At 34.8% G+C, this 23,427-nt stretch carries 20 protein-coding genes; 8 read left to right on the top strand and 12 right to left on the bottom strand.

Annotated features, from left to right (window positions below):
- From IE155_RS04440 to pepE, 3 genes are all read left to right on the top strand, one after another.
- Complete coding sequence (locus tag IE155_RS04440; protein WP_189376902.1) at positions 1-3,132, top strand: efflux RND transporter permease subunit; 3,132 nt, start codon at positions 1-3, stop codon at positions 3,130-3,132.
- 497 nt (positions 3,133-3,629) lie between these two features.
- Positions 3,630-4,040 (top strand): type II toxin-antitoxin system HicB family antitoxin, encoded by a 411-nt coding sequence (locus IE155_RS04435; protein ID WP_189376901.1) that lies wholly within the window; start codon positions 3,630-3,632, stop codon positions 4,038-4,040.
- Positions 4,041-4,082: 42 nt separating this feature from the next.
- Positions 4,083-4,799, top strand: coding sequence for a dipeptidase PepE (gene pepE, locus IE155_RS04430; protein ID WP_189376900.1), 717 nt, complete (start codon positions 4,083-4,085; stop codon positions 4,797-4,799).
- A gap of 25 nt (positions 4,800-4,824) precedes the next feature.
- Here pepE and bioD read toward each other — a convergent pair whose 3' ends face one another.
- Genes bioD through bioB form a run of 4 tightly spaced genes read right to left on the bottom strand, consistent with a single transcriptional unit; the run spans position 4,825 to position 8,553 of the window.
- Positions 4,825-5,496, bottom strand: a complete 672-nt coding sequence (gene bioD, locus IE155_RS04425) for a dethiobiotin synthase (protein WP_189376899.1) — start codon at positions 5,494-5,496, stop codon at positions 4,825-4,827.
- A gap of 46 nt (positions 5,497-5,542) precedes the next feature.
- The gene (gene bioC, locus IE155_RS04420) at positions 5,543-6,328 is read right to left on the bottom strand and encodes a malonyl-ACP O-methyltransferase BioC (protein ID WP_189376898.1); all 786 of its coding nucleotides are present in this window, start codon (positions 6,326-6,328) and stop codon (positions 5,543-5,545) included.
- On the bottom strand, positions 6,328-7,467 hold the full coding sequence (locus tag IE155_RS04415) for an aminotransferase class I/II-fold pyridoxal phosphate-dependent enzyme (protein ID WP_189376897.1): 1,140 nt from the start codon (positions 7,465-7,467) through the stop codon (positions 6,328-6,330). The genes bioC and IE155_RS04415 overlap by 1 nt, the downstream gene beginning before the upstream one ends.
- A 9-nt stretch (positions 7,468-7,476) precedes the next feature.
- Positions 7,477-8,553, bottom strand: a complete 1,077-nt coding sequence (gene bioB / locus IE155_RS04410; protein WP_189376896.1) for a biotin synthase BioB — start codon at positions 8,551-8,553, stop codon at positions 7,477-7,479.
- 241 nt (positions 8,554-8,794) lie between these two features.
- Between bioB and IE155_RS04405 the strand changes: the two genes are divergently transcribed.
- Together IE155_RS04405 and bioA are read left to right on the top strand one after the other, a co-directional pair.
- Entirely contained in the window at positions 8,795-9,298 is a 504-nt protein-coding gene (locus IE155_RS04405) for a hypothetical protein (protein WP_189376895.1), read from the top strand.
- A 142-nt stretch (positions 9,299-9,440) separates the two neighbouring features.
- Positions 9,441-10,739 carry an adenosylmethionine--8-amino-7-oxononanoate transaminase gene (bioA, locus tag IE155_RS04400; protein WP_189376894.1) on the top strand — a complete coding sequence of 433 codons (1,299 nt, stop codon included), beginning with the start codon at positions 9,441-9,443 and terminating at the stop codon, positions 10,737-10,739.
- Positions 10,740-10,875: 136 nt separating this feature from the next.
- Here bioA and IE155_RS04395 read toward each other — a convergent pair whose 3' ends face one another.
- The gene (locus tag IE155_RS04395) at positions 10,876-11,238 is read right to left on the bottom strand and encodes a hypothetical protein (protein WP_189376893.1); all 363 of its coding nucleotides are present in this window, start codon (positions 11,236-11,238) and stop codon (positions 10,876-10,878) included.
- 175 nt (positions 11,239-11,413) lie between these two features.
- On the opposite strand from IE155_RS04395, the gene asnS reads away from it, so the two are divergent.
- The gene (gene asnS, locus IE155_RS04390) at positions 11,414-12,814 is read left to right on the top strand and encodes an asparagine--tRNA ligase (protein WP_189376892.1); all 1,401 of its coding nucleotides are present in this window, start codon (positions 11,414-11,416) and stop codon (positions 12,812-12,814) included.
- An 87-nt stretch (positions 12,815-12,901) separates the two neighbouring features.
- On the opposite strand, the gene IE155_RS04385 is transcribed toward asnS, so the two are convergent.
- Together IE155_RS04385 and IE155_RS04380 are read right to left on the bottom strand one after the other, a co-directional pair.
- The gene (locus IE155_RS04385; protein WP_189376891.1) at positions 12,902-13,453 is read right to left on the bottom strand and encodes an NAD(P)H nitroreductase; all 552 of its coding nucleotides are present in this window, start codon (positions 13,451-13,453) and stop codon (positions 12,902-12,904) included.
- A 36-nt stretch (positions 13,454-13,489) separates the two neighbouring features.
- Positions 13,490-14,194, bottom strand: a complete 705-nt coding sequence (locus IE155_RS04380) for an HvfX family Cu-binding RiPP maturation protein (protein ID WP_189376890.1) — start codon at positions 14,192-14,194, stop codon at positions 13,490-13,492.
- A gap of 159 nt (positions 14,195-14,353) precedes the next feature.
- On the opposite strand from IE155_RS04380, the gene sppA reads away from it, so the two are divergent.
- The gene (gene sppA, locus IE155_RS04375) at positions 14,354-16,207 is read left to right on the top strand and encodes a signal peptide peptidase SppA (protein ID WP_189376889.1); all 1,854 of its coding nucleotides are present in this window, start codon (positions 14,354-14,356) and stop codon (positions 16,205-16,207) included.
- A gap of 1 nt (position 16,208) precedes the next feature.
- Entirely contained in the window at positions 16,209-17,219 is a 1,011-nt protein-coding gene (gene ansA / locus IE155_RS04370) for an asparaginase (RefSeq protein WP_189376888.1), read from the top strand.
- Between the two features lie 14 nt (positions 17,220-17,233).
- Here ansA and IE155_RS04365 read toward each other — a convergent pair whose 3' ends face one another.
- The 5 genes from IE155_RS04365 to IE155_RS04345 form a co-directional block, all read right to left on the bottom strand.
- Positions 17,234-18,319 (bottom strand): ABC transporter substrate-binding protein, encoded by a 1,086-nt coding sequence (locus tag IE155_RS04365; protein WP_189376887.1) that lies wholly within the window; start codon positions 18,317-18,319, stop codon positions 17,234-17,236.
- A 77-nt stretch (positions 18,320-18,396) separates the two neighbouring features.
- Entirely contained in the window at positions 18,397-21,201 is a 2,805-nt protein-coding gene (locus IE155_RS04360; protein WP_189376886.1) for a DUF349 domain-containing protein, read from the bottom strand.
- Positions 21,198-21,476 carry a YeaC family protein gene (locus tag IE155_RS04355; protein ID WP_189376885.1) on the bottom strand — a complete coding sequence of 93 codons (279 nt, stop codon included), beginning with the start codon at positions 21,474-21,476 and terminating at the stop codon, positions 21,198-21,200. The genes IE155_RS04360 and IE155_RS04355 overlap by 4 nt, the downstream gene beginning before the upstream one ends.
- 1 nt (position 21,477) lies before the next feature.
- Complete coding sequence (locus IE155_RS04350; protein WP_189376884.1) at positions 21,478-21,807, bottom strand: zinc ribbon domain-containing protein; 330 nt, start codon at positions 21,805-21,807, stop codon at positions 21,478-21,480.
- 108 nt (positions 21,808-21,915) lie between these two features.
- Positions 21,916-23,400, bottom strand: coding sequence for an alanine/glycine:cation symporter family protein (locus IE155_RS04345; RefSeq protein ID WP_189376883.1), 1,485 nt, complete (start codon positions 23,398-23,400; stop codon positions 21,916-21,918).
- Positions 23,401-23,427 lie beyond the last annotated feature (27 nt).

Genomic DNA, 23,427 nt, shown 5'->3' with positions numbered 1-23,427 from the left:
ATGGCTAATACATTTATTGACCGCCCTATTCTCGCGTGGGTTATTGCAATAATGATAATGCTTGCAGGGGCATTATCTATTTTGCAATTGCCTATATCACAATACCCTGACGTTGCACCTCCTTCTGTATCAATATCAGCGAAGTATGCCGGTGCCTCTAGTGAAGTTGTACAAGATACAGTTGTGCAAGTTATAGAACAAAGCTTAACCGGTATTGATAATGTTCAGTACATTAATTCATCATCAGACTCTAGTGGTAATGCAAGTATTACCTTGACATTTAATGCAGGAACAAATCCAGATACGGCACAAGTACAAGTTCAAAACAAATTACAAACAGCTATGCCATTGCTACCCCAAACTGTACAGCAAAATGGTATACAGGTGGCAAAGTCGTCGTCGGGCTTTTTAATGGTTATTGCATTTTATTCACCTGATAATAGTTATAACCGAAATGATATTTCAGATTTTATTGCAGCTAATATTCGTGACCAAATAAGTCGGGTTAACGGTGTTGGTGATGTGCGCTTTTTTGGTTCTCAATATGCGATGCGAGTGTGGATAAATCCAGAAAAAATGACTCAATATAGTATTAGTAGTCAGGATATCACCGAAGCTATCTCTAATCAAAATGCACAAATTGCTGCGGGTGAATTAGGTGGTGCGCCATCAGTTCCTGGCCAGCAAATCAATGCCAGTATCATTGTTGAAACTGGTTTAAAAACCGCAGAAGAATTCGGCAATATATTAGTTAAAGTGAACAGCGATGGCTCTACGATACGCCTAAAAGATGTTGCTCGTATTGAGTTAGGTGGCGAAAATTATCAACTATTAACTGAATATAAAAACCAAACAGCTGCGGGTATGGGGATTTCTTTAGCCTCAGGAGCAAACGCACTTGATACAGCAGAAGCAATTCGCACACGTATAAACGAATTAAGTCCATTAATTCCTGAGGGTGTTGAAGTGGTGTATCCATATGATTCAACACCATTTGTTGAACTTTCAATTATGGGGGTTATTCAAACCTTAATTGAGGCCATTATATTAGTGTTTTTAGTCATGTATTTGTTCTTACAAAACTTTAGAGCAACGCTAATTCCCACTATTGCTGTTCCTGTAGTACTACTTGGTACATTTGCCATTTTATGGGCATTTGGTTTTTCTATAAATACACTGACTATGTTTGGTATGGTGCTTGCCATTGGTCTATTGGTTGATGACGCTATCGTTGTGGTTGAAAACGTTGAACGTGTGATGCACGAAGAAGGCTTATCACCTAAGGAAGCCACACGTAAATCAATGAAACAAATTACCAGTGCATTAATTGGTATTGCGTTGGTTCTGTCCGCTGTTTTTGTTCCAATGGCCTTTTTTGGTGGATCTACAGGGGTTATTTATCGTCAGTTTTCAATTACTGTTGTCTCGTCAATGGTGTTATCAGTTATTGTTGCTTTAATTCTTACCCCTGCCCTATGTGCCACTATGTTAAAGCCGGTTGAGCATAGTAAAAAACCTGAGAGTGGTTTTTTTGCATGGTTTAATCGATTAATAGACCGTTCAACCAAGCGCTATCAAACCTCTTTAGGAAAAATATTGAGTCAAACCGTTCGTTATATGCTTATTTATGGCTTGTTAGTCTTAGGGTTAATCTTTTTGTTTACACGTTTACCTACTTCATTTTTACCTGATGAAGATCAAGGTACTATGTTCACACAAATGGTTTTACCGCAAGGGGCTAGTCAAGAACGTTCAGCAGAAGTTATGAATAAAATTGAAAAGTTTTATTTAGAAGATGAGTCTGAAAATGTTGAAGCGATTTTTTCTGTAATAGGTTTTAGTTTTAGTGGGCAAGGACAAAATTCTGGTTTGGTTTTTGTCAAACTTAAAGACTGGAAAGAGCGCTCACGAGCTGATCAACATGTTAAAGCCATAGCAGGACGTGCAATGGCCCATTTTTCACAATTTAAAGAAGCCGCTGCATTTGCCTTTGTTCCCCCTGCTATTCGTGAACTAGGTAACTCTTCAGGTTTTGACTTCCAATTGCAGGACTTGTCCGGCCTTGGACATGAAGTTTTAATTAATTCACGAAATCAGCTATTAGGAATGGCTGCTCAAGATTCTCGTTTGATGGCCGTACGGCCAAATGGGCAAGAAGATACAGCCCAGTTTAAAATAGACATTGATCAACAAAAAGCGATGGCACTTGGTTTATCGCTATCTGATATTAATCAAACATTTTCTACCGCTTGGGCGTCAAACTATGTGAATGACTTTGTTGATAATGGACGTATTAAACGTGTGTATGTGCAAGCTGATGCTCCTTATCGAATGATGCCTGATGATCTTAAGTTTTGGTATGTACGAAACAATGAAGGAGAAATGGTACCATTTACTGCTTTTAGTTCTGCCCGTTGGATTTATGGGCCAGCAAAATTAGAACGTTATAATGGTGTGTCATCAGTTCAAATATTAGGCCAAGCTGCTCCTGGCTTAAGTACTGGTGATGCAATGATAGCTATGGAAGAAATTGCTTCATCACTACCACAAGGTATTGGTTTTGAATGGTCTGGTATGTCTTTACAAGAGAAGCAATCAGGCGCGCAAGCCCCAATGTTATATGCATTATCAATTTTAGTTGTATTTTTATGTTTAGCGGCACTTTATGAAAGCTGGAGTATTCCTTTTTCAGTTATGATGGTTGTACCGCTTGGTGTGTTAGGTGCTTTATCCTTTGCTTTAGCTAGAGGGTTATCTAATGATGTTTATTTTCAAGTAGGTTTATTAACAACTATTGGATTAGCGGCAAAAAATGCCATATTAATTATTGAGTTTGCTCGAACTTTATATGAAGAGAATAAAGGTGAAAAATCTTTAGTTGAGTCAACTATAGAAGCTGCACGTTTGCGTTTACGTCCAATAATTATGACATCATTAGCCTTTATGCTTGGCGTTACACCGTTAGTGCTAAGTTCAGGTGCAGGATCAGGTAGTCAAAATGCAATAGGTACAGGTGTTTTTGGTGGTATGTTTTCCGCAACGGTACTTGCAATTTTCTTTGTTCCATTATTCTTTGTTGTGGTTTATAAGATCTCTGAAAAGCTGACTAAAAAATCTCAGAAGCCCGTTTAATAATAGTATTGAAAAAACTAGTAAAAGCTCAGCAAATAATTGCTGAGCTTTTTTTATATGTTTTAACGTATATTCCTACCTATCTTTTATCAGTATTTATTTTCCTAACTTAAGTTATTTTAAACGCTCATACCTCTCTAATTAAGTTCACTAGACAAGAGCTTAAGAGTAAACCTAATTAATTTCGAAAGATAAATGCAACTCTAACAACTCTAGTAATTATAACTTGCGTTATTAATATTAATTTTATAACAGAATGTAAATTTTTACTTTTTATGCGTTTTCTCAAAATACCAAGACTGATTTTTAAGACCTCAAATCTATAGTGAACAATCACACACAAAGACAAAGGGTTATCAGGGTTGCTTTTATTTTTTTCTAACGGAGTTACTGGGGTTGTACATTGGTTTTTGTGTGGAGTTATCGGGGTTGTGTTTATATTGCTTTCAAGGGTTACTAGAGGTATAGTGTTATTCTTATTTTAAGAAGGAATATTTATGAAATATCCAGTAAAAATTATTAAAAAGAATCATGATGATCTTTATGAGTTGACGGTACCTGACCTACCAGGGTGTCAGCTAAAAGGAAAATCAATTGAAGTGGTAATGAATGGAATTACAGAGGTGATTGCAAATCATTTAAGTATTCTTGCTGAGTATGGAGAAAGCATTCCACATGCGTCTTTAATAGATGAATTAATTGCTAATCAACCAAATGTTATTTGGGCTGTTGTTGATTTTGATATCATTCCCTATTTAGGAAAAAGCCATAAAATAAATGTTACTCTACCTGAATTATTAATAACTAGAATTGATGATCGGGTAAATAAAAGCGAGGAGCACAAAACGCGTTCTGGTTTTATCGCGGCAGCGTGTATTGAATTACTTAACAAAAATAAAAGTAATTAGGTAAAATGTACTTTCCAAATAAAAATAAATGAATGGTTTCATATGACATCAAAGAAAGAACTATTACTCTTAAGTAGCTCGCGTGTTGGAAGTACAGATTACTTAGCACACGCTCTACCCATGATTAAATCACATTTAGCTGATATAGATACAGTTTTATTTATTCCTTATGCTGGCGTTACCATTAATAATGATCAATACACACAAATGGTCGAAAATGCCCTTTCTTCAATTAATGTAGCTGTTGAAGGTATTCATCAATATGATGATCAAGTTAATGCTATTGAGACGGCCCAAGCAATTATTATTGGTGGCGGAAATACATTTAGGTTGTTAGAGCAACTTTATAATCATGACCTTATACGTACTATTAAAGCAAAGGTAGAACAAGGCACGCCTTATATTGGTTGGAGTGCCGGTTCAAACGTTGCAGGGCTTTCAATTAAAACCACTAATGATATGCCAATTGTGGAACCTAAAAGCTTTAACGCATTGGCATTAGTTAATTTTCAGATAAATCCACATTACACTGATTATACCCCTCCAAATCATAATGGTGAAACGCGTGAACAGCGTTTACAAGAGTTCATGGTGTTGTCTCCTGATACATTAATTGTCGGTATTGTTGAAGGAACAGCGTTACAGTATAAAAATAGTACGATTACTTTACTGGGTAATAGTAAAGACTCAAATGGATATATATTTAAAGCGGGTAATAAACGAACGATTAAGATTGGCGATACAATACAGTCAACTTAGTCTGTTTTCGATTGGTTTGGATATATTAAAGAGACAGTAAAGTAAGATTTATTTTTTTTGCTGCTGTCTCGATACTTTCTTGTGGTTCAAAAGTTGCCAATAACGGCGCAGGTATCAATGTTGTTAACTCACTAATGTTGTCGTCTAAAAAGGGCATATCTTCTTGGCAATTAGCCACCCATCCTACGCAGTTAAGTTGATCATTAATAATTGCTTCATAAGTTAACAAAGCGTGATTTAAACAACCCAGTTTTATATTGACGACTAGAATAACTTGTTGATTAGTTTGCACAGCAAATGAAGATAAAAATTCGTTATTACCAAGTGGTAGACGCCAACCACCAGCACCTTCGGTAACAATAATATCAACATTATTTTTGGCAACGTTTTGATATCCTAATAAACAGTCTTTCACTGAAATTACAACATTTTGCTTTTTTGCAGCGATATGTGGAGCAATAGGTGCTTCGAAAGCAATGGGGTTAACCTGTTTTAGCGTTTGACCACTATTACTTTCGTTTAATAAAAAAAGAGCATCCTCATTAACAAGTTGTCCTTCTTTGAGGTAACACCCTGCAGATATTGGTTTGTATACGGCTACCTGTTGGCCTAAGGCTACTAAAGCGCGAATAAAAGCCCGTGAAAAATGCGTTTTACCTGCATCGGTATCTGTTGCTGTTATAAAATACTGATTCATAAGTAACCTAAAAATTGGAGTAAATAACGAGTAAATAAATAATGAGCTAGCTTGTTAATTTGATCATAACTGCTGAATAGACACTGTAAGTAGCAGGATAAATACCGCTAGGTTCTTGAAAGTCTTGGTAGTTTTTAGACATTTTTTTCCATTTGTCTTTACCCGCTAAACCTTTACTTAATTTTTTAGGTACTTGATTGGCACCAAGCCCTTTTAATTCAGTGGCTAAATGTAAAACGTTTTCATATTCTAAAACGATATCTTTTCGAAAGTGGTTAATTTTTTTAGCTGAGCCTGAATTAAAAATAGCATTAAGCTCTTTTTCTGAATGAAAGTCGATTACATGTTTATCGTCATCAACTTGGGCCCAAGAAGATTTTAGCTCGTGTAATGTTCCGTCTATTAAAGTTGAAACAACAAATATCCCCCCGGGTTTTATGACCCTCATTATTTCGGCCAAAGCTTTATCTATTGGTTCACACCATTGAATCATTAAATTGGAGTAAACAACATCAATACTTGCTGTTTGATAAGGTAGTTTAAAAGCATCCGCTTGAGTCCAATTTATATTGCCCGTACGATTCTTTTTAGCGTAATCTAACATTTTAAATGAAATATCCGCTCCTAAAACTTGATCATAACGAGTTGCTAATAACTCAGAAAAAAATCCCGTTCCGCAGCCTAAATCTAATACTATTAGATCTTTTTTTTCCGGCAACCAAGGCAGCATATGCTTGCCAGTAAAGCGTTGTAATCGCGCGCACACATCGTAAGACTCACTTGCATCACCAAATGAGCGGCCTATTTTAATTCTATTTCTCGTATGAGGCATTAAATTATCGCCTCATTTATACATTGAGCTAAGTATATGATATCTTTCTCTTTATGATTTGAATTTATGGTTACGCGTAACCTTGAGCTTTGCTTTGCAACGGTTGGCGGTCGAATAGGCGTTAACCAAATTCCTTTTGATTTTAATTTATTTGCTGTTATTAATGTTTTACCTGCATCTCCAATAACAATCGCGTGAATTGAAGATGTGGTAGGTAAAAGTTTAACCTTATCGTCAAGGTTTGCTGAAAAAATTTGACTAAGTTCTGTTATTTTTTCTCTACGCCAGTGCTCTTTTTTAATTAATTCGATACTTTTTATTGTAGCCCATGCAATTGCTGGTGACATAGCAGTAGAGTAAATATAATGGCGAGAAAAGTTAATTAGATAGTGAAACATTTCTTCATCACAAGTTATAAATGCTCCATTAGTCGCTACAGCTTTACCAAAGGTTGCCATAGTGATGTCATTTAAATGATAAAAACTGCTACCTTGACCTTCATTACCAATGACACCAATGGCATGAGCATCATCTATATAAGTTTTAGCCTGATATTTTTTTGCCAGCTGATTTAACTTTACTATATCAGCCCTATCACCATCCATGCTAAAAACTCCCTCACTAACAATAATTTGATCTAGATCCTGATGTTTTTCCAAAAGATCATCTAATTGTTGATAATTATTGTGGGCAAAGCGTTTAAATAGGTTTTTATCGTGAATCACACTATCAATCAATGAAGCATGGCTTAATTTATCTAAACAAAATTTAATATTGTTTTTCGCTAACGCTTGAATAACTCCAGTATTAGCAGCGAATCCGCTTGAAAATAATAAGCATCTAGGTTTATTTAACCATTCACATACCGTTTCTTCTAATGCCTGATGTGCATAGTTATAACCCGTAATTAAACTTGAAGCGCTAGCACACGTACCAAACCTATTCGCGCCCTCTTTTAAAGCATTATTAATATCGGGATGATTATTTAAACCTAAATAATCATTGGAGGAAAAATTAAGGTAGCTTTTTCCATCAATAATAATTTGATTATCAAACTGCTCTGAAATAACGGTACGTTGACGAAACAGCGAAATTTGTTGTTGCTGTTTCACACTATCGACTAAAAATTGGAAGCTCATTGAGCAATATTACTGAGCTGCGTTATAAAATAAATCGCTATGTTTATTATTAATTACCGCATGCGTTAATTGTTCTTCTTGCTGTGCGTCATCAATATCATTATTAATAGTTTCAGTATTAATACCAAGCTTTTTAAACAATAATACATCAGCATTAGTTTCAGGGTTAGCTGCGGTTAATAACTTACAACCAAAAAAGATTGAATTAGCTCCAGCTAAAAAACACATCGCTTGCATTTGCTCATTCATGGCTTCACGGCCAGCAGAAAGTCGTACATGACTTTTGGGCATCATAATCCGAGCAACGGCAATACAACGAATAAAGTCAAATGAATCTAGATCATCAACGTTAGCCAATGGTGTTCCATCAATTTTTACTAACATATTAATAGGGACACTTTCGGGATGCGGAGAAAGGTTAGCAAGTTGTGATAATAATGACGATCTATCTTCTGCTTTTTCACCTAAACCAACAATACCGCCAGAGCATACTTTCATGCCCGAATTTCTCACGTTATCAAGGGTATCAAGTCTGTCTTGAAAAGTACGAGTTGTGATAATTTGATTATAATGTTCAGGAGAGGTGTCTAAATTATGGTTATAATAATCTAAACCAGCGTCTTGTAACTGTTCAGCTTGATCTTTATCTAACATACCTAAGGTCATACAAGTTTCTAAACCTAAAGATTTAACCCCTTTTACCATCTCAAGTACATAAGGCATATCTCGCGCTTTCGGATTACGCCACCCTGCGCCCATACAAAAGCGTGTTGAACCTTGCTCTTTAGCTTTTTTCGCAGCTTCTAAAACTTTTTCGACTTCCATTAATCGTTCTTTATCTATGTCTGTTTTATAACGAGCACTTTGCGAGCAATATTTACAATCTTCAGGACATGCACCTGTTTTAATGGATAATAAAGTACTGACTTGTACTTCATTAGGGTTAAAGTTTTCGCGATGTGCGGTTTGCGCCTTAAACATTAAATCATTAAATGGTAGCGCAAATAATGCATTAACCTCTTGTTGAGTCCAGTTGTGACGGACCGGAAACTGTACACTATTCGAACTATTAGTACTTAAAGACATGTAAAACACCTAGAATTATGGAAATATAAAGCCAAACTTTAGCGCTAGTTTATGCGGCGCAGTATATATGTCAACAACAAGAACAAAACAAAGTTGACTAACGGGTGATTTTTAACCGCATAGTGTGTTAGATAGATAAAAAATTGTATTGGATTTATAAGTTTTTATTAATTTAGATATTTTTAAAACTTTTTTCAGCATTAACCCGACTTAATCGTTAATCAAACAAAGGGGTAAAATTATGAAAAATTCAATGATAAAACCATTAATGTCGGCGTGCTCTGCTTTAACTATGTGTTTAGCTTTTATGATAAATACGACAGTAAACGCAACTCAACATGTCAATGAAATTACAATTACTAAAGGGTCACCAATAGAAAATACTCTGTTTGTGGTTAATGGACGAAATTTATTATGGCAAGATTTGACATCGCAACAACAGCAATCTGTTAAGCAATATTTTCACAACGTAGATAATCTAGAAAATGAGTTACAAAATTCGACAAAAATGATTGATGATCAATCAGCTCTTATTGATCATAAAGTTGACCAGTTAGAGTTATTGTTAGGCTCATCAATTGATAAAGACTTACAAGATAAAATTCGTCAGCTAGAAAACGAGATTGCAGCAATTACTGCTACGTCTATAACTATTGATCAGTCAATAATCGATAATATTGAAAGTGAAGTCCTTAAAGTTGAGCAGTTACTGATTATTGCTAGTGGTAGTTTATCTAATAATTAGTGCTTAGAGCTTGTTTGTTGGAGCTGATATAACCGGCTTCAACAAACAAGGATTTACTGCTATAAATTGAATATCCTTAACTTTACAGGTAGTCTATGCCCAACAAAAACCTCATGTAATGTCACTTAAGTAAATTCTATCCATGAACAAAAATCAGCTAGAAGATCTAGACTTTGATCGCCAACATATATGGCACCCATACACTTCTATGAGTAACCCGTTACCTTCTTATCATGTAAAATCAGCTAGTGGTGTAAGAATTGAGTTATCTTCTGGTGAGTCACTTATTGACGGTATGTCGTCGTGGTGGTCTGTATTGCATGGATACAATCATCCATTATTAAACAAAGCCTTAGTGGAGCAAAGCCAACAGTTTTCACATGTAATGTTTGGGGGCTTAACCCATCAACCTGCAATTGATTTATGTAAAAAGCTTGTTGACATAACCCCTAAAATGTTAACAAAAGTATTTTTAAGTGACTCCGGCTCTGTTGCAGTAGAAGTTGCGATAAAAATGGCATTTCAATATTGGCAAAGTAGAGGAGTAACAAGTAAAAATCGTTTAATGACTGTTAAAAACGGTTATCACGGCGATACTTTTGCGGCAATGTCAGTATGCGATCCTGTAACAGGTATGCACCAAATATTTGAACAAGTATTAATGCAAAACCTATTTGCTCCTCAACCACGCTGCGATTTTTATCAACCTTGGAATGAAAGTTGTGTAAATGAGCTTTCACTTTTATTCGAAAGACATCATCAAGAAATTGCCGCTTTTATTATTGAACCTGTTGTTCAAGGTACTGGTGGGATGAACTTTTATCATCCTAAATATTTAAAGGCCTGTAGGCGTTTATGCGATCAATACGATGTGTTATTAATTTGTGATGAAATTGCCACAGGTTTAGGACGAACAGGTAAATTATTTGCCAGTAACTGGGCTGATATTACCCCCGATATTATGTGTTTAGGCAAGACGTTAACAGGTGGTTATTTAACACTCGCTGCTACAATAACTACAGCGCATATTGCTGAAACAATCAGTAATGGTGAAGCTGGATGTTTTATGCATGGCCCAACGTATATGGGAAATCCATTAGCTTGTGCAGTAGCTAATGCTAGTATAGATTTACTTATTTCAAGCAATTGGCAAACAAAGGTTAACCATATTGAACAGCAACTTAAAACCCATATTTTACCTTTGTCTAGAAATCAAAGAGTAAATTCAACGCGAGTATTAGGTACTATTGGTGTGGTAGAAGTAACCCAAAATGTTAATGTAGCAAATATTCAAAAACGTTTTGTTGAATTGGGTGTTTGGATCCGCCCTTTTGGCAAACTCATTTATATAATGCCGCCACTTATCATTAAAGAAAATGAGATAGCCCAATTAGTTAACGCTATTGCTGTAGTATTAGATGATGATGCTTGTTTTGATTGATGGGCAAAAGAATAAACGAAGCAATTTTTATCTTTAAGATGTCTTCATATAGACATCTTAAAAAGTTTAGTGAAATTTGTCTCATTTCGATCTTTAATTTAGTAACGAACTGCATTTGATAAAAATATGGACTAACTCAATTTTTGGCTATTTGCATTAATATGTAAACTAACCAAGCGACCGATATAATAAAGAGTAAAATTGAATTTAGATATTTATGATCTGTACTTCGGCGTGTTCGAAATTGATTTAAAATAATACTTAAATAACTTATTAAGGCACTTATCCATAAAAGAATGTATAAATAACCCGTAAGTGGTGTAAGCCAAAATTTACGAACTTCAATACCATGATAACGTAAAACACCATATTCATTATCAGGCGCTGCGTAGTAAGACATAATTAAAGCAAATGTAAAAACCAACCAGCTAATTATTGCTGACCACTTTAATAGAATTGTCCAAATATCACTCTGAATACGACGCTCTTTTTCCTGCATTACACTAACAATCCTTATTTTTAGCTTTTATCGCTGAATATCGTTAATTTTTACTTGTTATACACGGTAAGCAAGGTAACATAACATCCCCAAAATATAGAAGAATAATTAGTTAACTATATTTAAAATTTAACAGAAATATTAACAAAGCACATTAAATTAAAGAGGTTGATAAATGTCAGTTATAGCAATCACTGATGTATTAGCGGGTAAATACCCAGTTAATGAAGAAATTACCGTTCATGGCTGGATCAGAACTCGTCGTGATTCAAAAGCAGGAATTTCATTTTTAGCCATACATGATGGTTCTTGTTTTGATCCTATCCAAGCTATAGCACCAAGTGAATTAGACAATTATCAATCAGATATACTCAAGCTCACTACAGGGGCTGCTGTCGTTGTTACTGGCATATTAGTAGAATCGCCAGGTCAAGGACAATCATTTGAAATTCAAGCAACTAAAGTTGAAACATTAGGTTTAGTTGAAGATCCTGACACTTATCCTATGGCAGCTAAGCGTCATAGTATAGAGTTCTTACGTGAGCATGCTCATTTACGTCCTCGTACTAATTTAGGTGGTGCGGTAACCCGTGTTCGAAACTCTCTAGCACAAGCTATACATCGCTTTTTGCATGAAAAGGGATATTTATGGATAAGCACACCACTTATTACTGGTAGCGATTGTGAAGGTGCCGGTGAAATGTTTCGTGTTAGTACCCTTGATTTAGAAAATATTCCACGTACAGATAAAGGGGATATAGACTTTAAGCAAGACTTTTTTGGCAAGGAAACGTTTTTAACTGTATCTGGACAACTCAATGTTGAAACGTACTGTTGCGCCCTATCGAAGGTTTATACTTTTGGCCCTACTTTTAGAGCTGAAAACTCGAATACTAGCCGTCATTTAGCCGAATTTTGGATGGTAGAACCTGAAATCGCTTTTGCCGACTTATCAATGGCTGCTGATCTTGCTGAAGAAATGCTTAAATATGTGTTTAAAGCCGTACTTGAAGAACGAGCTGATGACTTAGCTTTTTTCCAACAACGGGTAGATAAAACGTTAATCGAGCGTTTAAATTCAGTTATAAACACAGACTTTGTACGTCTTGACTATACCGATGCTATAACTATTTTAGAAAATTGTGGCAAGAGCTTTGAAAACCCAGTTTCTTGGGGAGTTGACTTAAACTCAGAGCATGAGCGTTATTTAGCTGAAGAACACTTTAATGGTCCGGTTGTTTTACAAAACTACCCTAAAGATATTAAGTCATTTTATATGCGTTTAAATGACGATGGCAAAACTGTTGCTGCAATGGATATTTTAGCACCTGGCATTGGTGAAATTATTGGTGGTAGTCAACGTGAAGAACGTTTAGATGTTCTAGATAAGCGTTTAGCAGAAATGAATTTAAATGTTGAAGATTACAGTTGGTACAGAGATCTACGTAAGTACGGTACAGTACCACACTCAGGTTTTGGTTTAGGTTTTGAACGCTTAGTTGCGTATGCTACAGGTGTTTCAAACGTGAGAGATGTTATACCCTTTCCAAGAACACCTAATAACGCAGCATTTTAATTTTTCTAATGACTGCATAAGAAAAAACCGCGACTATCGCGGTTTTTTTTATATTTGGCAATTACAGATTAACTTAAGTGAAAATCATTAAAAATAGCTCACATGATCATCGGCAAGTTTTCTTGGCTTTGGCACTTGTTGCTTGATATGCGAACCTATATATAAAAAACCTACGATATCGTTATTCATTTCTACATTTAATGCGGATTTGACCACTGCACTTTCACTTAATTCCCCTGTCCGCCATACAGCACCATATCCTAATGCAACACATGCCATTTGCATTGCATGACAGGTACAGCCTGCGGCGATCAATTGTTCTTTTTCTGGTACTTTTTCATGTACTTGGTACTTTGTGCTAACAACAATAATTAATGGAGCTCTAAATGGCATTTTTGCGGTTTTTTCAAGTTTAGCTTCATCATGTGTGTTATTTTTTATCGCTTCAACAAAAACTTCACTTAACTTGTGCAATCCATCATCTTGTATCACTGTAAAATGCCAAGGAGTTAAGCATGCATGATCTGGTACACGCATACCAGCGTTAATAATAGTGCTAATTTCATCGCTATTAGGGGCTGGTGAGCATAGTCGTGGTGTAGATTGTCGAGTTAATAATAACGATAAACTGTCGTTCAAAATAAATTCCTATATCAGGGGGTTTTGTTCATTACTTTATGTAATAACTGAAGGAGATAACTTGGGTTTTATCCAGTAAGTATATAGGTAATGGTCTATACTAGTAAATCTCCCGGGGCCAATTAATAATAATGCAAGTAATAAAATAAAGTACGTTGTTGCGAACTCAATACCATTATTTAAAATCACAATATTTCCTTGCTGATATAGCCAGTCAACATTACCATTTTCTGCTAAAATATCTCGCATTCGTTCAAGTTTAACCCCTGCCAATTCACTGTTAGCTAAACTTTCTTTTCCTGAATCAAAACCCAACCATGTTGGTACATTCGCCACACTTGTTGCGCTATTAGTTGGTGTAATAGCAAACCAACCGTTATCAGCATGAACAGTAATGGCCGCTACAAGCATAGTAATCATTAATGGGAGCGATATTAAACGTGTTAACACTCCAAGTAATAGTAACCACCCCCCTAAAAATTCAGTCCACGCAGCTAAATTGGCTAAAAATTCAGGGAATGGTAAACCTAATCCCCACTGCGTATTACCAAACCATTGTACAATTTCATCGCTTGCAAATATCTGTGATATACCACTTATATTAGGATCAGATAAATTTAGTTTATTATATCCTGCCATTATAAATACAGGGCCTAAATATATTCGTATTAATAAAGCTGTAATGCCGTCAAGTAATATACATTTACTAAAAAACTCTTGGTAGTGTTTAATAAAGTTCATACGTTTACTTATAAAAAGTTGTTTATTAAAAGAACGATATTTAAGAAATATTCTTTCAATGGACTAAAAAAATTATTTATTTACAAAAGAAGCTACTATGCACCTTAATTTTTCAGTAGCATAGCAATTAAATGGACTCAAAAAGAAACGCTTATAAATATGAATGAACAATCTACTCGTTTAGGTCGACTAACGTCTTCAGTTTTTCGCTTGATAAATATTTTACGTAAAACCATAGTCAACATCGTGTTTTTTTCGATATTACTAATATTCATTGTTGCTATTTCAGCAGATGGTGATCAAATAATTGTGCCCAACCAAACAGCGCTTGTACTAGATATAAGTGGCGATATTGTTGAGCAAAAACATTTAATTGATCCTATGGATACATTCGTTAATGAAGCTTTTGATCAAAAGCCCGAAGCGCAAGAAGTATTATTATCCGACGTTACCGATGTGATCAGCAATGCTAAATTTGATGATCGGGTAAAAGTATTAGTACTTAAACTTGAAAAAATGGGAAGTGCAGGACTCACCAAGTTAGATATTATTGGTCAACAGCTTAACGACTTTAAAGAGTCAGGGAAAAAAATAATCGCTATTGGCGATCAATTCAATCAAGATCAATATTATTTAGCAAGTTTTGCCGATGAAATATGGTTAAACCCAAACGGCTACTTATTGCTCGATGGCTATGGACGCTATCAACTTTATTATAAATCTGCGCTAGATAAACTCGAAATTAGCCAACATATTTTTCGTGTTGGTACCTACAAGTCAGCAGTTGAACCTTATATGCGCGATGATATGTCAAGTGCGGCTAAAGAGGCTAACCAAGCTTGGTTAGACGAACTTTGGATGCACTATAAAAATAATGTTGCAACACAGCGTGGATTTACCATTGATAACTTTGATGAAAGTTTATCTGCCCTTATTACAAAGCTACAAGAAGTCGATGGTAAAATTGCCGATTATGCACTTAAAAACGATTGGGTGGATCATTTAAAGTCAAGAGAAACTGTACTCAATGATTTAACCCAGTTAGTAGGGAGCGATAAATATCAAAGAATTGGCTTTAATGACTATTTAAAAACAATTAAACCGGTGTTTCCTATTATTAATCCAACTAGTGATAAGGTTGCAATAGTGGTTGCTAAAGGAACTATTTTGGATGGCAAACAAAAACCAGGTACAATTGGTGGTGATAGTACCGCTGCTCTGCTTAAAAAAGCGCGTAAAAACGAACAAGTAAAAGCTGTGGTACTTAGAGTCGATAGCCCTGGAGGTAGTGCTTATGCCTCTGATATTATCAGACAAGAAATAGAATTATTAAAACAAAGTGGTAAGCCTGTTGTTGCCTCAATGGGTACTTATGCAGCATCTGGAGGATATTGGATTTCAGCTCCGGCTGACAAAATTATCGCAGCGCCAACTACAATTACTGGTTCTATCGGTATTTTTGGTTTTTTTATGACATTTGAAAATACGTTAAATAAGTTAGGTATTAATACTGATGGTGTAGGTACTACTGAGTTTGCAGGTTTAGGTTTAACTCGAGCCATTTCTCCACAAATGCATCAAATTTTTCAAATGGGTATAGAACGTGGCTATAAAGACTTTTTAACGTTAGTTGCTAATAATCGTAATATGACAATCAAACAAGTTGACGCTATTGCTCAAGGCCGAGTATGGACAGGTACAAAAGCGAAATCTTTAGGTTTAGTTGATGAGTTAGGAGATATTGATTATGCGATTACAGCAGCAGCTGACTTAGCTAAGATTAATAAATTTGACACTTTAATTGTTGAACAAGAGTTGTCGCCCAAAGATAAATTTTTAGAAAGCTTAGTTGGAAAAGCCGCAGTGTTTTTACCTCAATCACCAGATGCTGCGACCTATTCCGTTGGACCAATTAAAAAGTTACTCACTAAGTTAGCTAATGAATTTACTGCAATTGAACAATTAAATGACCCTCAAGGTCTTTATACCCTTTGTCTAACTTGCGAGATTTAAAGTGAAGAAACGCATTTATATCGCTTATACAGGTGGAACCATCGGCATGAAAGCTAGTAAAGATGGTTTTATACCAATTAAAGGACATTTAACTGAATCTATAATGAAGGTGCCAGACTTCCATCGAAGTGAAATGCCTGAGTTCACTATTAATGAATACTCTCCACTAATAGATTCGTCAGATATGACACCTAATGATTGGCAATTAATAGCGAATGATATTTATCAACATTACGATGAATATGACGGATTTGTCGTTTTGCATGGTACAGATACCATGGCGTATACCAGTTCGGCCTTGTCGTTTATGTTTGAACATTTAACTAAACCTATTATTGTTACTGGCTCACAAATTCCATTTAGTCAGTTACGATCTGACGGTCAAGAAAACTTACTTAATGCATTATATATTGCCGCAAATTATCCAATAAACGAAGTGGGTTTATTTTTCAATAATAAACTGTTTAGAGGAAATAGAAGTATAAAAGCCTATGCTGATGGTTTTGATGCTTTTGATTCACCAAATATGCCAGCATTACTCGAAGCAGGGATAAATATTAAGGTAAAAGCCGGAAAATTAAGTAATGGTGAAACAGGAAATCCTCAATTACATAAAATTACTCCACAACCTGTTGGTGTTGTTCACTTATATCCAGGAATAAGTGCAGAGCTAATTGAAAATGTGATCAAACAACCTGTAAAAGCGCTAATTTTAAAAAGTTATGGTGTTGGAAATGCACCACAAAACAAAGCAATTTTAGCGTGTTTAGCTAAAGCAAATGACAACGGGATTATTATTGTTAATTGTAGCCAATGTATTCGAGGTACTGTAAATATGGGGGGATATGCCACGGGTTCTGCATTAAGCCAATGCGGGGTAATTAGTGGTGGTGACATGACATTAGAAGCCGCCCTAACTAAGCTTCATTTTTTGTTAAGTAGTAATATGTCAAATGAACAGATTAAACAGCAAATGTGTAGTAATTTGCGTGGAGAGCTTAGCGATATTTAAGTAAGCAACTCACTTTACATGCGCTTATTAAATAGTTTAATTAACCTTTCAATAGTGAAATCATGCTGACTTTGTTGATTATAAACCAATGAATATTTTTTAAAATCGACTTGTGACCAGTCGATTTTTTTTGTTAAAAAATAATAGTTTGAAATATTTTCACTGGTTATCGCAGTAAGTTGATATGTAGAGGTGTTAGCGCCTTTAATAAAAGGAGCTGCATTATGATGGTGGTCGAATATCTTGATTAGCGCCCAAGCTGCTTGCATAAAGTGACCTCCAACTGATGCAGTAAGGTTACCATCACGCACTTCATTGATTGCTTCTATAGTCCAATCTATTCCACCAATAGTAAGTTTTTTCGTGATATTTTGTTCTCTTGCAACTTTTAAAATACCTAAAGCCATATCATCAGATGCCGCCCATGCTATATCAATATCACCATACCTTTGTAGTAACTGTGTAAAAACAACTTCACTGGTATCACGCATCCAAAAGGCAGGAACAGTTTGAAGTAATTGGGTATTTTTATGTTTAGCAATGCTTGTTTTAAACCCGTTAGATCTATGTTCAGACTCACCACCAAAAATACCCATAATACCAACCGCTGATAAGGTGTTTACTTTTCCTTGATTAATTTTAATAGCAGCCTCAATTAAAATATCTCCTAATAACTCCCCTGCTTTCTCATTATCATGGAATACTTCACCTAACCAGAATTTGTAATTTTCTTGTGGTAAACCTAATGTGAGTTGTTCATCTAATGGCAAGGTACGTTCGAGAGTTACAAAATGTATTTGGTTTTGCTCTAATAAATCGTATGTTGCTTTCGCATTACCACTATAAGACATGAAAATTACATAATCAGGTTTTGTTTCCCGCTTAACTATTTGTTCAATCGCTTGATAATTATGTAGTCTATTATCACTACCATAGACGACATCAACGTTAATGTTTAAGTCATGCGCAACATCTAAGAAAGCATTGGTTACCCTATCCCAAAATGCAGTACCAGATAATGAAGGATTAACGAAGGTAATATTTATCGCATGAGCACTGAAAGGATGTAATAAAATAAGGATTAATAAACTGATCTTCACGCTTAACCTAAATTTTACTTTAGTAGTAAATTAACTATAGCAGTATGAAAACATACTGCTACTGAAACAGGGATATTTTAGTGTATTTGTACAAATAAAGGTTTAATACGCTCAAGTAAAGGTAAATCATTGTGGGATAAAGAACCTAAACTAAGCCATTGCGTTAAAATATCTTCTGGTGTTACGGTGACTTTATTTGAAAGCTGCTGTTGCATTAAGCCTACTTGAATTTTCATGGTAATTTCTTTATCTGATTCAGGCGGAGTTGCACCACTAATTAACTCAAGCGCTATTGTTTTCTCTTTACGTTCTTCGCTACTCACTGATTGATTCGGTATTGCTTTTAATCTTTTTTTCCATTTATTTGGCAATTCATTATAGTTAGGTGCTGTTGTAAACTCGACACCTTGCTCAACAGAGCTTTGTAATACACCAAACAGTAATGACCAAGACTTATTTTTTTCTTCTTGAATTAAAACGCTTTGTTTTTGTTTTAAGAATTTATCAAATTCTACAAGTTGAGTTAATAATCCATTACTTCGAGGCTTTAAATGAACAAGTTGGTCATTAATTTCTGCACTTGCTTGAAGAAATTCTTTAATTTGATTAACTGAAATATTGCTAGGTACTTTATTAATTAGTTCATCAACATTTTGAGACAAATTATCAAGCTTTGTATTTTGTAGTTTGTTGTCAGCTTCTTGAGATTTTTTAAGTTTTGTAAAAACTTCATCATTATGGCCCCTAAACGTTTTCCATAATTTATTTTCAATTTTAGGACCACAATAACCGATAGCGCGCCATTGATGTTGTAAGGCTTTTATATCATGAGATGCCTGTACAATATCTTCTTGTAAGGTAATTTTTTCCGCTTGTTTAATTAGCGCATTTTTCTTATCTATATTATCTTGGTGAAAGGCAGAAATGGCATTTTTAACCGGCGTTAATGATAAATTAAACTGTTTATTTAATCGATGATAAAGCCCTTTATCAACTTCTCCAGCATTTCGCCATTTTTGAAGTATTTTGTTTAAATCGCTATCGAGCTTCTTCCAATCTACAGGGGGGTGTTCAATGGCATTTTTTAACCCTTCAGTCTCAATAATAAGCTGTTCTCGCACCTGTAAATTTTGCTTTCTAAGCTTTTCTTGTTCACTATAGAATTGTCGGCATGGTGCAAAAGCCTGTTCACAGGCAAGATTGAAAGCCTCATTTAATTCGCTGTCTATTTCTGGTTGCGCGTGACCAAGAGCATTCCATGTTTTACGGCTGTTTTTAACTTTCTGAGCTTGTTCGCTAGGATTTGCTAAAGGTTGTTGGGCTAAAGACTGAATTTCTAATAATAAGGCTTGTTTTTTAGGGGTAGCAATGTAATTTTCCCAATCACTTAATTCATTAATTTTTTCTTGGCACCATATATACTCTTTATATAAGCTTTGTTGTTGCTTCTCAGTCAATAATAAATAAGATCTTTCAGCTTTTTTGAAAACACCAAAAGAGACGTTAAATTTACCACTATTAATAAGTCTTTTTACATCTGAAAAGTTATTCTTTACTTGATAAAATTGTTCTTTAAGTGACTTTTCAAATGGTTTAATTATTTCTTGCCACTGCTTTGTAAGTAAACGGTATGAAGAAGTAATGCTCTCAGGTAGTAATTGGCATGAATTGGTTTGAACCTGTGTCCATTGCTTTTGCCAATCATGATAAAATGCTATTTTATCAACATATTGTTCAATGGATTGTGGTAGTGAAACCTGTGATAACTCAGAGATAAGATAGGTAGCTTGTGTTATTGACTCTGCAATTTCATCAAGTAGAGCTAATTTTTGACGCTCTTGGTTAAATAACGTAGTTAATTGTTGCTGAGTTTTAGCATCTAAAACCGATTGTGTGATCGCATTAAGTTGTTGTTCAATTTCTTGTTCAAAGTTATTTTTGTCTATAGGTGTATTTTCATAAATGGCTGTTGAAAGCCTTTGATTTATTTCATTAAATTTTGTATTAAATGATTCAAACTCTTGAGTTTTTTCTTGCTTTAATTTTTCTATAATTTGCTGTTGTTGGAATGCTTCAGCTTTAATAGCAAAAATTTTAGATAATTGAGTTTCTATCGATTGCCATTTTTCATTAAATATATTTTGTTGTTCTTTTGAAAGCAGATCAAAGTCAGTAGTAATTATTTGCCATTGCTCACAAATAGCCTCTTTTTTAGTTAACATTTCCTGATAATTAGAAACATCTTTTAAAGCAAGAAATTTGGCTAATATAAGTTGTGCTTGTTTAGTTAGCTTGATCGGCTTAGCTTGTTCTTCAGTGATCTCACTAATTTTTTGAGAAATAATATTGTTAACTTCAGAAAATTGCGTTTTCTTGAGCAATTTTTCTAATAAAGTAATGTCGTCACTTTGATCAACAATGTAGCTTTGAACTTTAGCATCATTACACTCATTGAATAGTTTTACCGCAAGTTGAGGCTTATTAATTAATTCAAAAAGTGTTATTTGTAGATTCGTATTTTTTTCATTAAAAAGCCACTTTTCAAGTAATTGCGCTTGAGGTTTTTGCTCAAGAAAAGAAAATTTTTCTTCTTTATTTAACGTAATATTGTCCAAACCTAACACAATATTTTCTATTTTTTGTTGGGCAAGTTGTCGAATATCGCTGTGGCTATTATTATTGCTGGCATTTAACCAGATAGAAAACTGATTTATCTTAGTTAACGCTCGACTTCTGACAGTTTTATCAGGGGCATTTTCAATAAGATCAATAAGGATACTTTTATCTGTAGTGTTATTTAAGTCAAGTTCTTCTACTGCTTGTAAACGTAACTCAACTTTTTTACTTTGCCATTTTTCTTTAAATAATTTAGAAAATATCATAAGTCGGTGAACCTAGCTATCGCGTCATCTGAGTTTGCAAAACTATCTTTTAATTCACGTTTTGTTTTGGTAACGATTTCACCGTTAGAACTAATCGTAAGAATGTCATCTGATTCAAGGTGTTTAGCTTGATAAGCCATTATTAACTGTAACGCTCGTTCTTGCTGCTCTTTACCTGCTTCAGTTCCTTCAGGCCACTTACCAGTTTCTGCTGCATGTTTTAAGCGAAAATACATGTCATAAGACATATTCTCAACAAAATTAATTAGATCCATACTATTTACTACTACGCTTTAGTAAGAACAATCGAATACGTGTTACCAGGTACAAGACGAAACCAACAACAGTACTCATGACAGCAACAGTATATTGCCAAGTGCCTAACTGTACTTCCTCTAAATAAAAGAATAAAAATCCACCGCAGAATAATAAAATAGCAATAAAAGAATGAATCATTAACTTTTGTGACTTATTAATAAGATTAATTTTATTAATGGTTTGAAATTTTTCTTCATCAAAATTTTGTAGATCAAGTTGGCAATGCGAACATGATTTTGCTTTGTCTGATATTTTCTTTTTACAACTTGGACAACTTATTACTGCCATAATGACCTCAATAAAAAAATGTTGTACTTATTCTACAAAAAAAAGCACCACAATGGGTGCTTTTTTAATAAATTAATTGAGAGAAATTTTACTTAAATGCCCCTTAATTTACTTTTTAAGTCTATCTTCCCAAAAGGTAGCATTTTTAATCCCTAACTTTTTAGGATCAAATGTATAAACTTCAACATTTTCTTTCTGTTGACGTTCATAATCTCGCAATGCCTTTATAGCAGGTTTAGACATAAAGAAAATAATTACAATACCAATAATATTGAGCCAAGCCATAATACCTACACCGACATCACCCATACCCCATGCAATATCTGCGGCTTTTATCGTGCCATAGAAAACCGCAATCATAATTAGCATTTTAAGCATAAATGTTAATGCTGGAATTTTAATTGTACGTTTTATGTAAGCAACATTATTTTCGGCGATAAAGTAGTAGGCAAGAATTGTCGTAAAAGCAAAGAAAAATAGAGCTAATGCAATAAATGGTTTACCAAAGCCTTCTAATACACTTTCTACTGCAATTTGAGTAAAAGCTGGACTATTTGCAGCAATATCACCTGCAATGTTTTGAACTATAAAGCTACTTTGACCTTCTAATTGTACATTGTAAGACTGAGTAATTAGAATCATGAAGGCGGTAGCTGAACAAACAAATAATGTATCTATGTATACAGAAAATGATTGTACTAACCCTTGCTGTGCTGGATGCTCAACTTCAGCAGCGGCTGCTGCATGTGGTCCAGTACCTTGTCCTGCCTCATTAGAATAAACACCGCGTTTAACACCCCAACCTATTGCAGCTCCAACACCAGCCATTGGCGAAAATGCATCATCGATAATTAACCAAAAGACATCTAGCAAGCGATCAAAATGAAGTGCAATAATCACACAAGCAATAATGATATATGCCAAAGCCATAAATGGAACAACAACTTGAGTAAAGTTGGCGATACGCTTAACACCACCAAAAATAATGAAACCTAAAATTAGTACAATAAATACTGCTGTATATAATTTAGTTAATGCTATTTCACCAAAGAATGTATCAATATAGTCACCTGTACCAAATACCATTACAACAGCTTCACCAATACTATTTGATTGTACTGTTGGTAATAAAGCACCACAGGCAATTATTGTAGCTATAGCAAATATCCAAGCGTACCATTTTTGCCCCATAGCTTTTTCTATATAATAAGCAGGACCACCACGATACACACCGCCATCTTTCTCTTTATAAATTTGAGCGTTTGTTGATTCAATATAGGCTGTAGCTGCACCGAAAAAAGCAACTACCCACATCCAAAATACCGCACCAGGGCCACCAAAACCAATAGCAGCGGCAACACCAGCGATATTACCGGTCCCTACTCTACCTGATAATGATACGGCTAAAGCTTGGAATGAAGAAATTCCGTGTTTTGAACTTTTTCCTGAAAGTAGCAGACGCCACATTTCTCTGAAATGTCGTATCTGTGCAAAACGGGTAACTATTGTGAAAAATAATCCCGCGCCTAAACATAAATAGATTAATGCTGGACTCCAAATAAAACCATTAAGTGTACTCACTAATTCTTGCACTATTTAACTCCTAATTATTCTTTTTAT

This window comes from Thalassotalea profundi (assembly GCF_014653195.1).
GTDB classification, from domain to species: Bacteria; Pseudomonadota; Gammaproteobacteria; order Enterobacterales; family Alteromonadaceae; genus Thalassotalea_B; species Thalassotalea_B profundi.
Note: the sequence above shows the minus strand (reverse complement) of the source record. Positions and strands in the feature narration are given on the sequence as shown.

Coding starts and splice junctions, on each gene's coding strand:
- bioC (WP_189376898.1), bottom strand. CDS start 6,328: ATGCCTCATACGAGAAATAGAATTAAAATAGGCCGCTCATTTGGTGAT.
- IE155_RS04395 (WP_189376893.1), bottom strand. CDS start 11,238: ATGCAGGAAAAAGAGCGTCGTATTCAGAGTGATATTTGGACAATTCTA.
- IE155_RS04380 (WP_189376890.1), bottom strand. CDS start 14,194: ATGAACTTTATTAAACACTACCAAGAGTTTTTTAGTAAATGTATATTA.
- IE155_RS04435 (WP_189376901.1), top strand. CDS start 3,630: ATGAAATATCCAGTAAAAATTATTAAAAAGAATCATGATGATCTTTAT.
- bioD (WP_189376899.1), bottom strand. CDS start 5,496: ATGAATCAGTATTTTATAACAGCAACAGATACCGATGCAGGTAAAACG.
- asnS (WP_189376892.1), top strand. CDS start 11,414: ATGTCAGTTATAGCAATCACTGATGTATTAGCGGGTAAATACCCAGTT.
- IE155_RS04350 (WP_189376884.1), bottom strand. CDS start 21,807: ATGGCAGTAATAAGTTGTCCAAGTTGTAAAAAGAAAATATCAGACAAA.
- bioB (WP_189376896.1), bottom strand. CDS start 8,553: ATGTCTTTAAGTACTAATAGTTCGAATAGTGTACAGTTTCCGGTCCGT.
- bioA (WP_189376894.1), top strand. CDS start 9,441: ATGAACAAAAATCAGCTAGAAGATCTAGACTTTGATCGCCAACATATA.
- IE155_RS04405 (WP_189376895.1), top strand. CDS start 8,795: ATGAAAAATTCAATGATAAAACCATTAATGTCGGCGTGCTCTGCTTTA.
- IE155_RS04360 (WP_189376886.1), bottom strand. CDS start 21,201: ATGATATTTTCTAAATTATTTAAAGAAAAATGGCAAAGTAAAAAAGTT.
- pepE (WP_189376900.1), top strand. CDS start 4,083: ATGACATCAAAGAAAGAACTATTACTCTTAAGTAGCTCGCGTGTTGGA.
- sppA (WP_189376889.1), top strand. CDS start 14,354: ATGAATGAACAATCTACTCGTTTAGGTCGACTAACGTCTTCAGTTTTT.
- IE155_RS04415 (WP_189376897.1), bottom strand. CDS start 7,467: ATGAGCTTCCAATTTTTAGTCGATAGTGTGAAACAGCAACAACAAATT.
- IE155_RS04440 (WP_189376902.1), top strand. CDS start 1: ATGGCTAATACATTTATTGACCGCCCTATTCTCGCGTGGGTTATTGCA.
- IE155_RS04355 (WP_189376885.1), bottom strand. CDS start 21,476: ATGGATCTAATTAATTTTGTTGAGAATATGTCTTATGACATGTATTTT.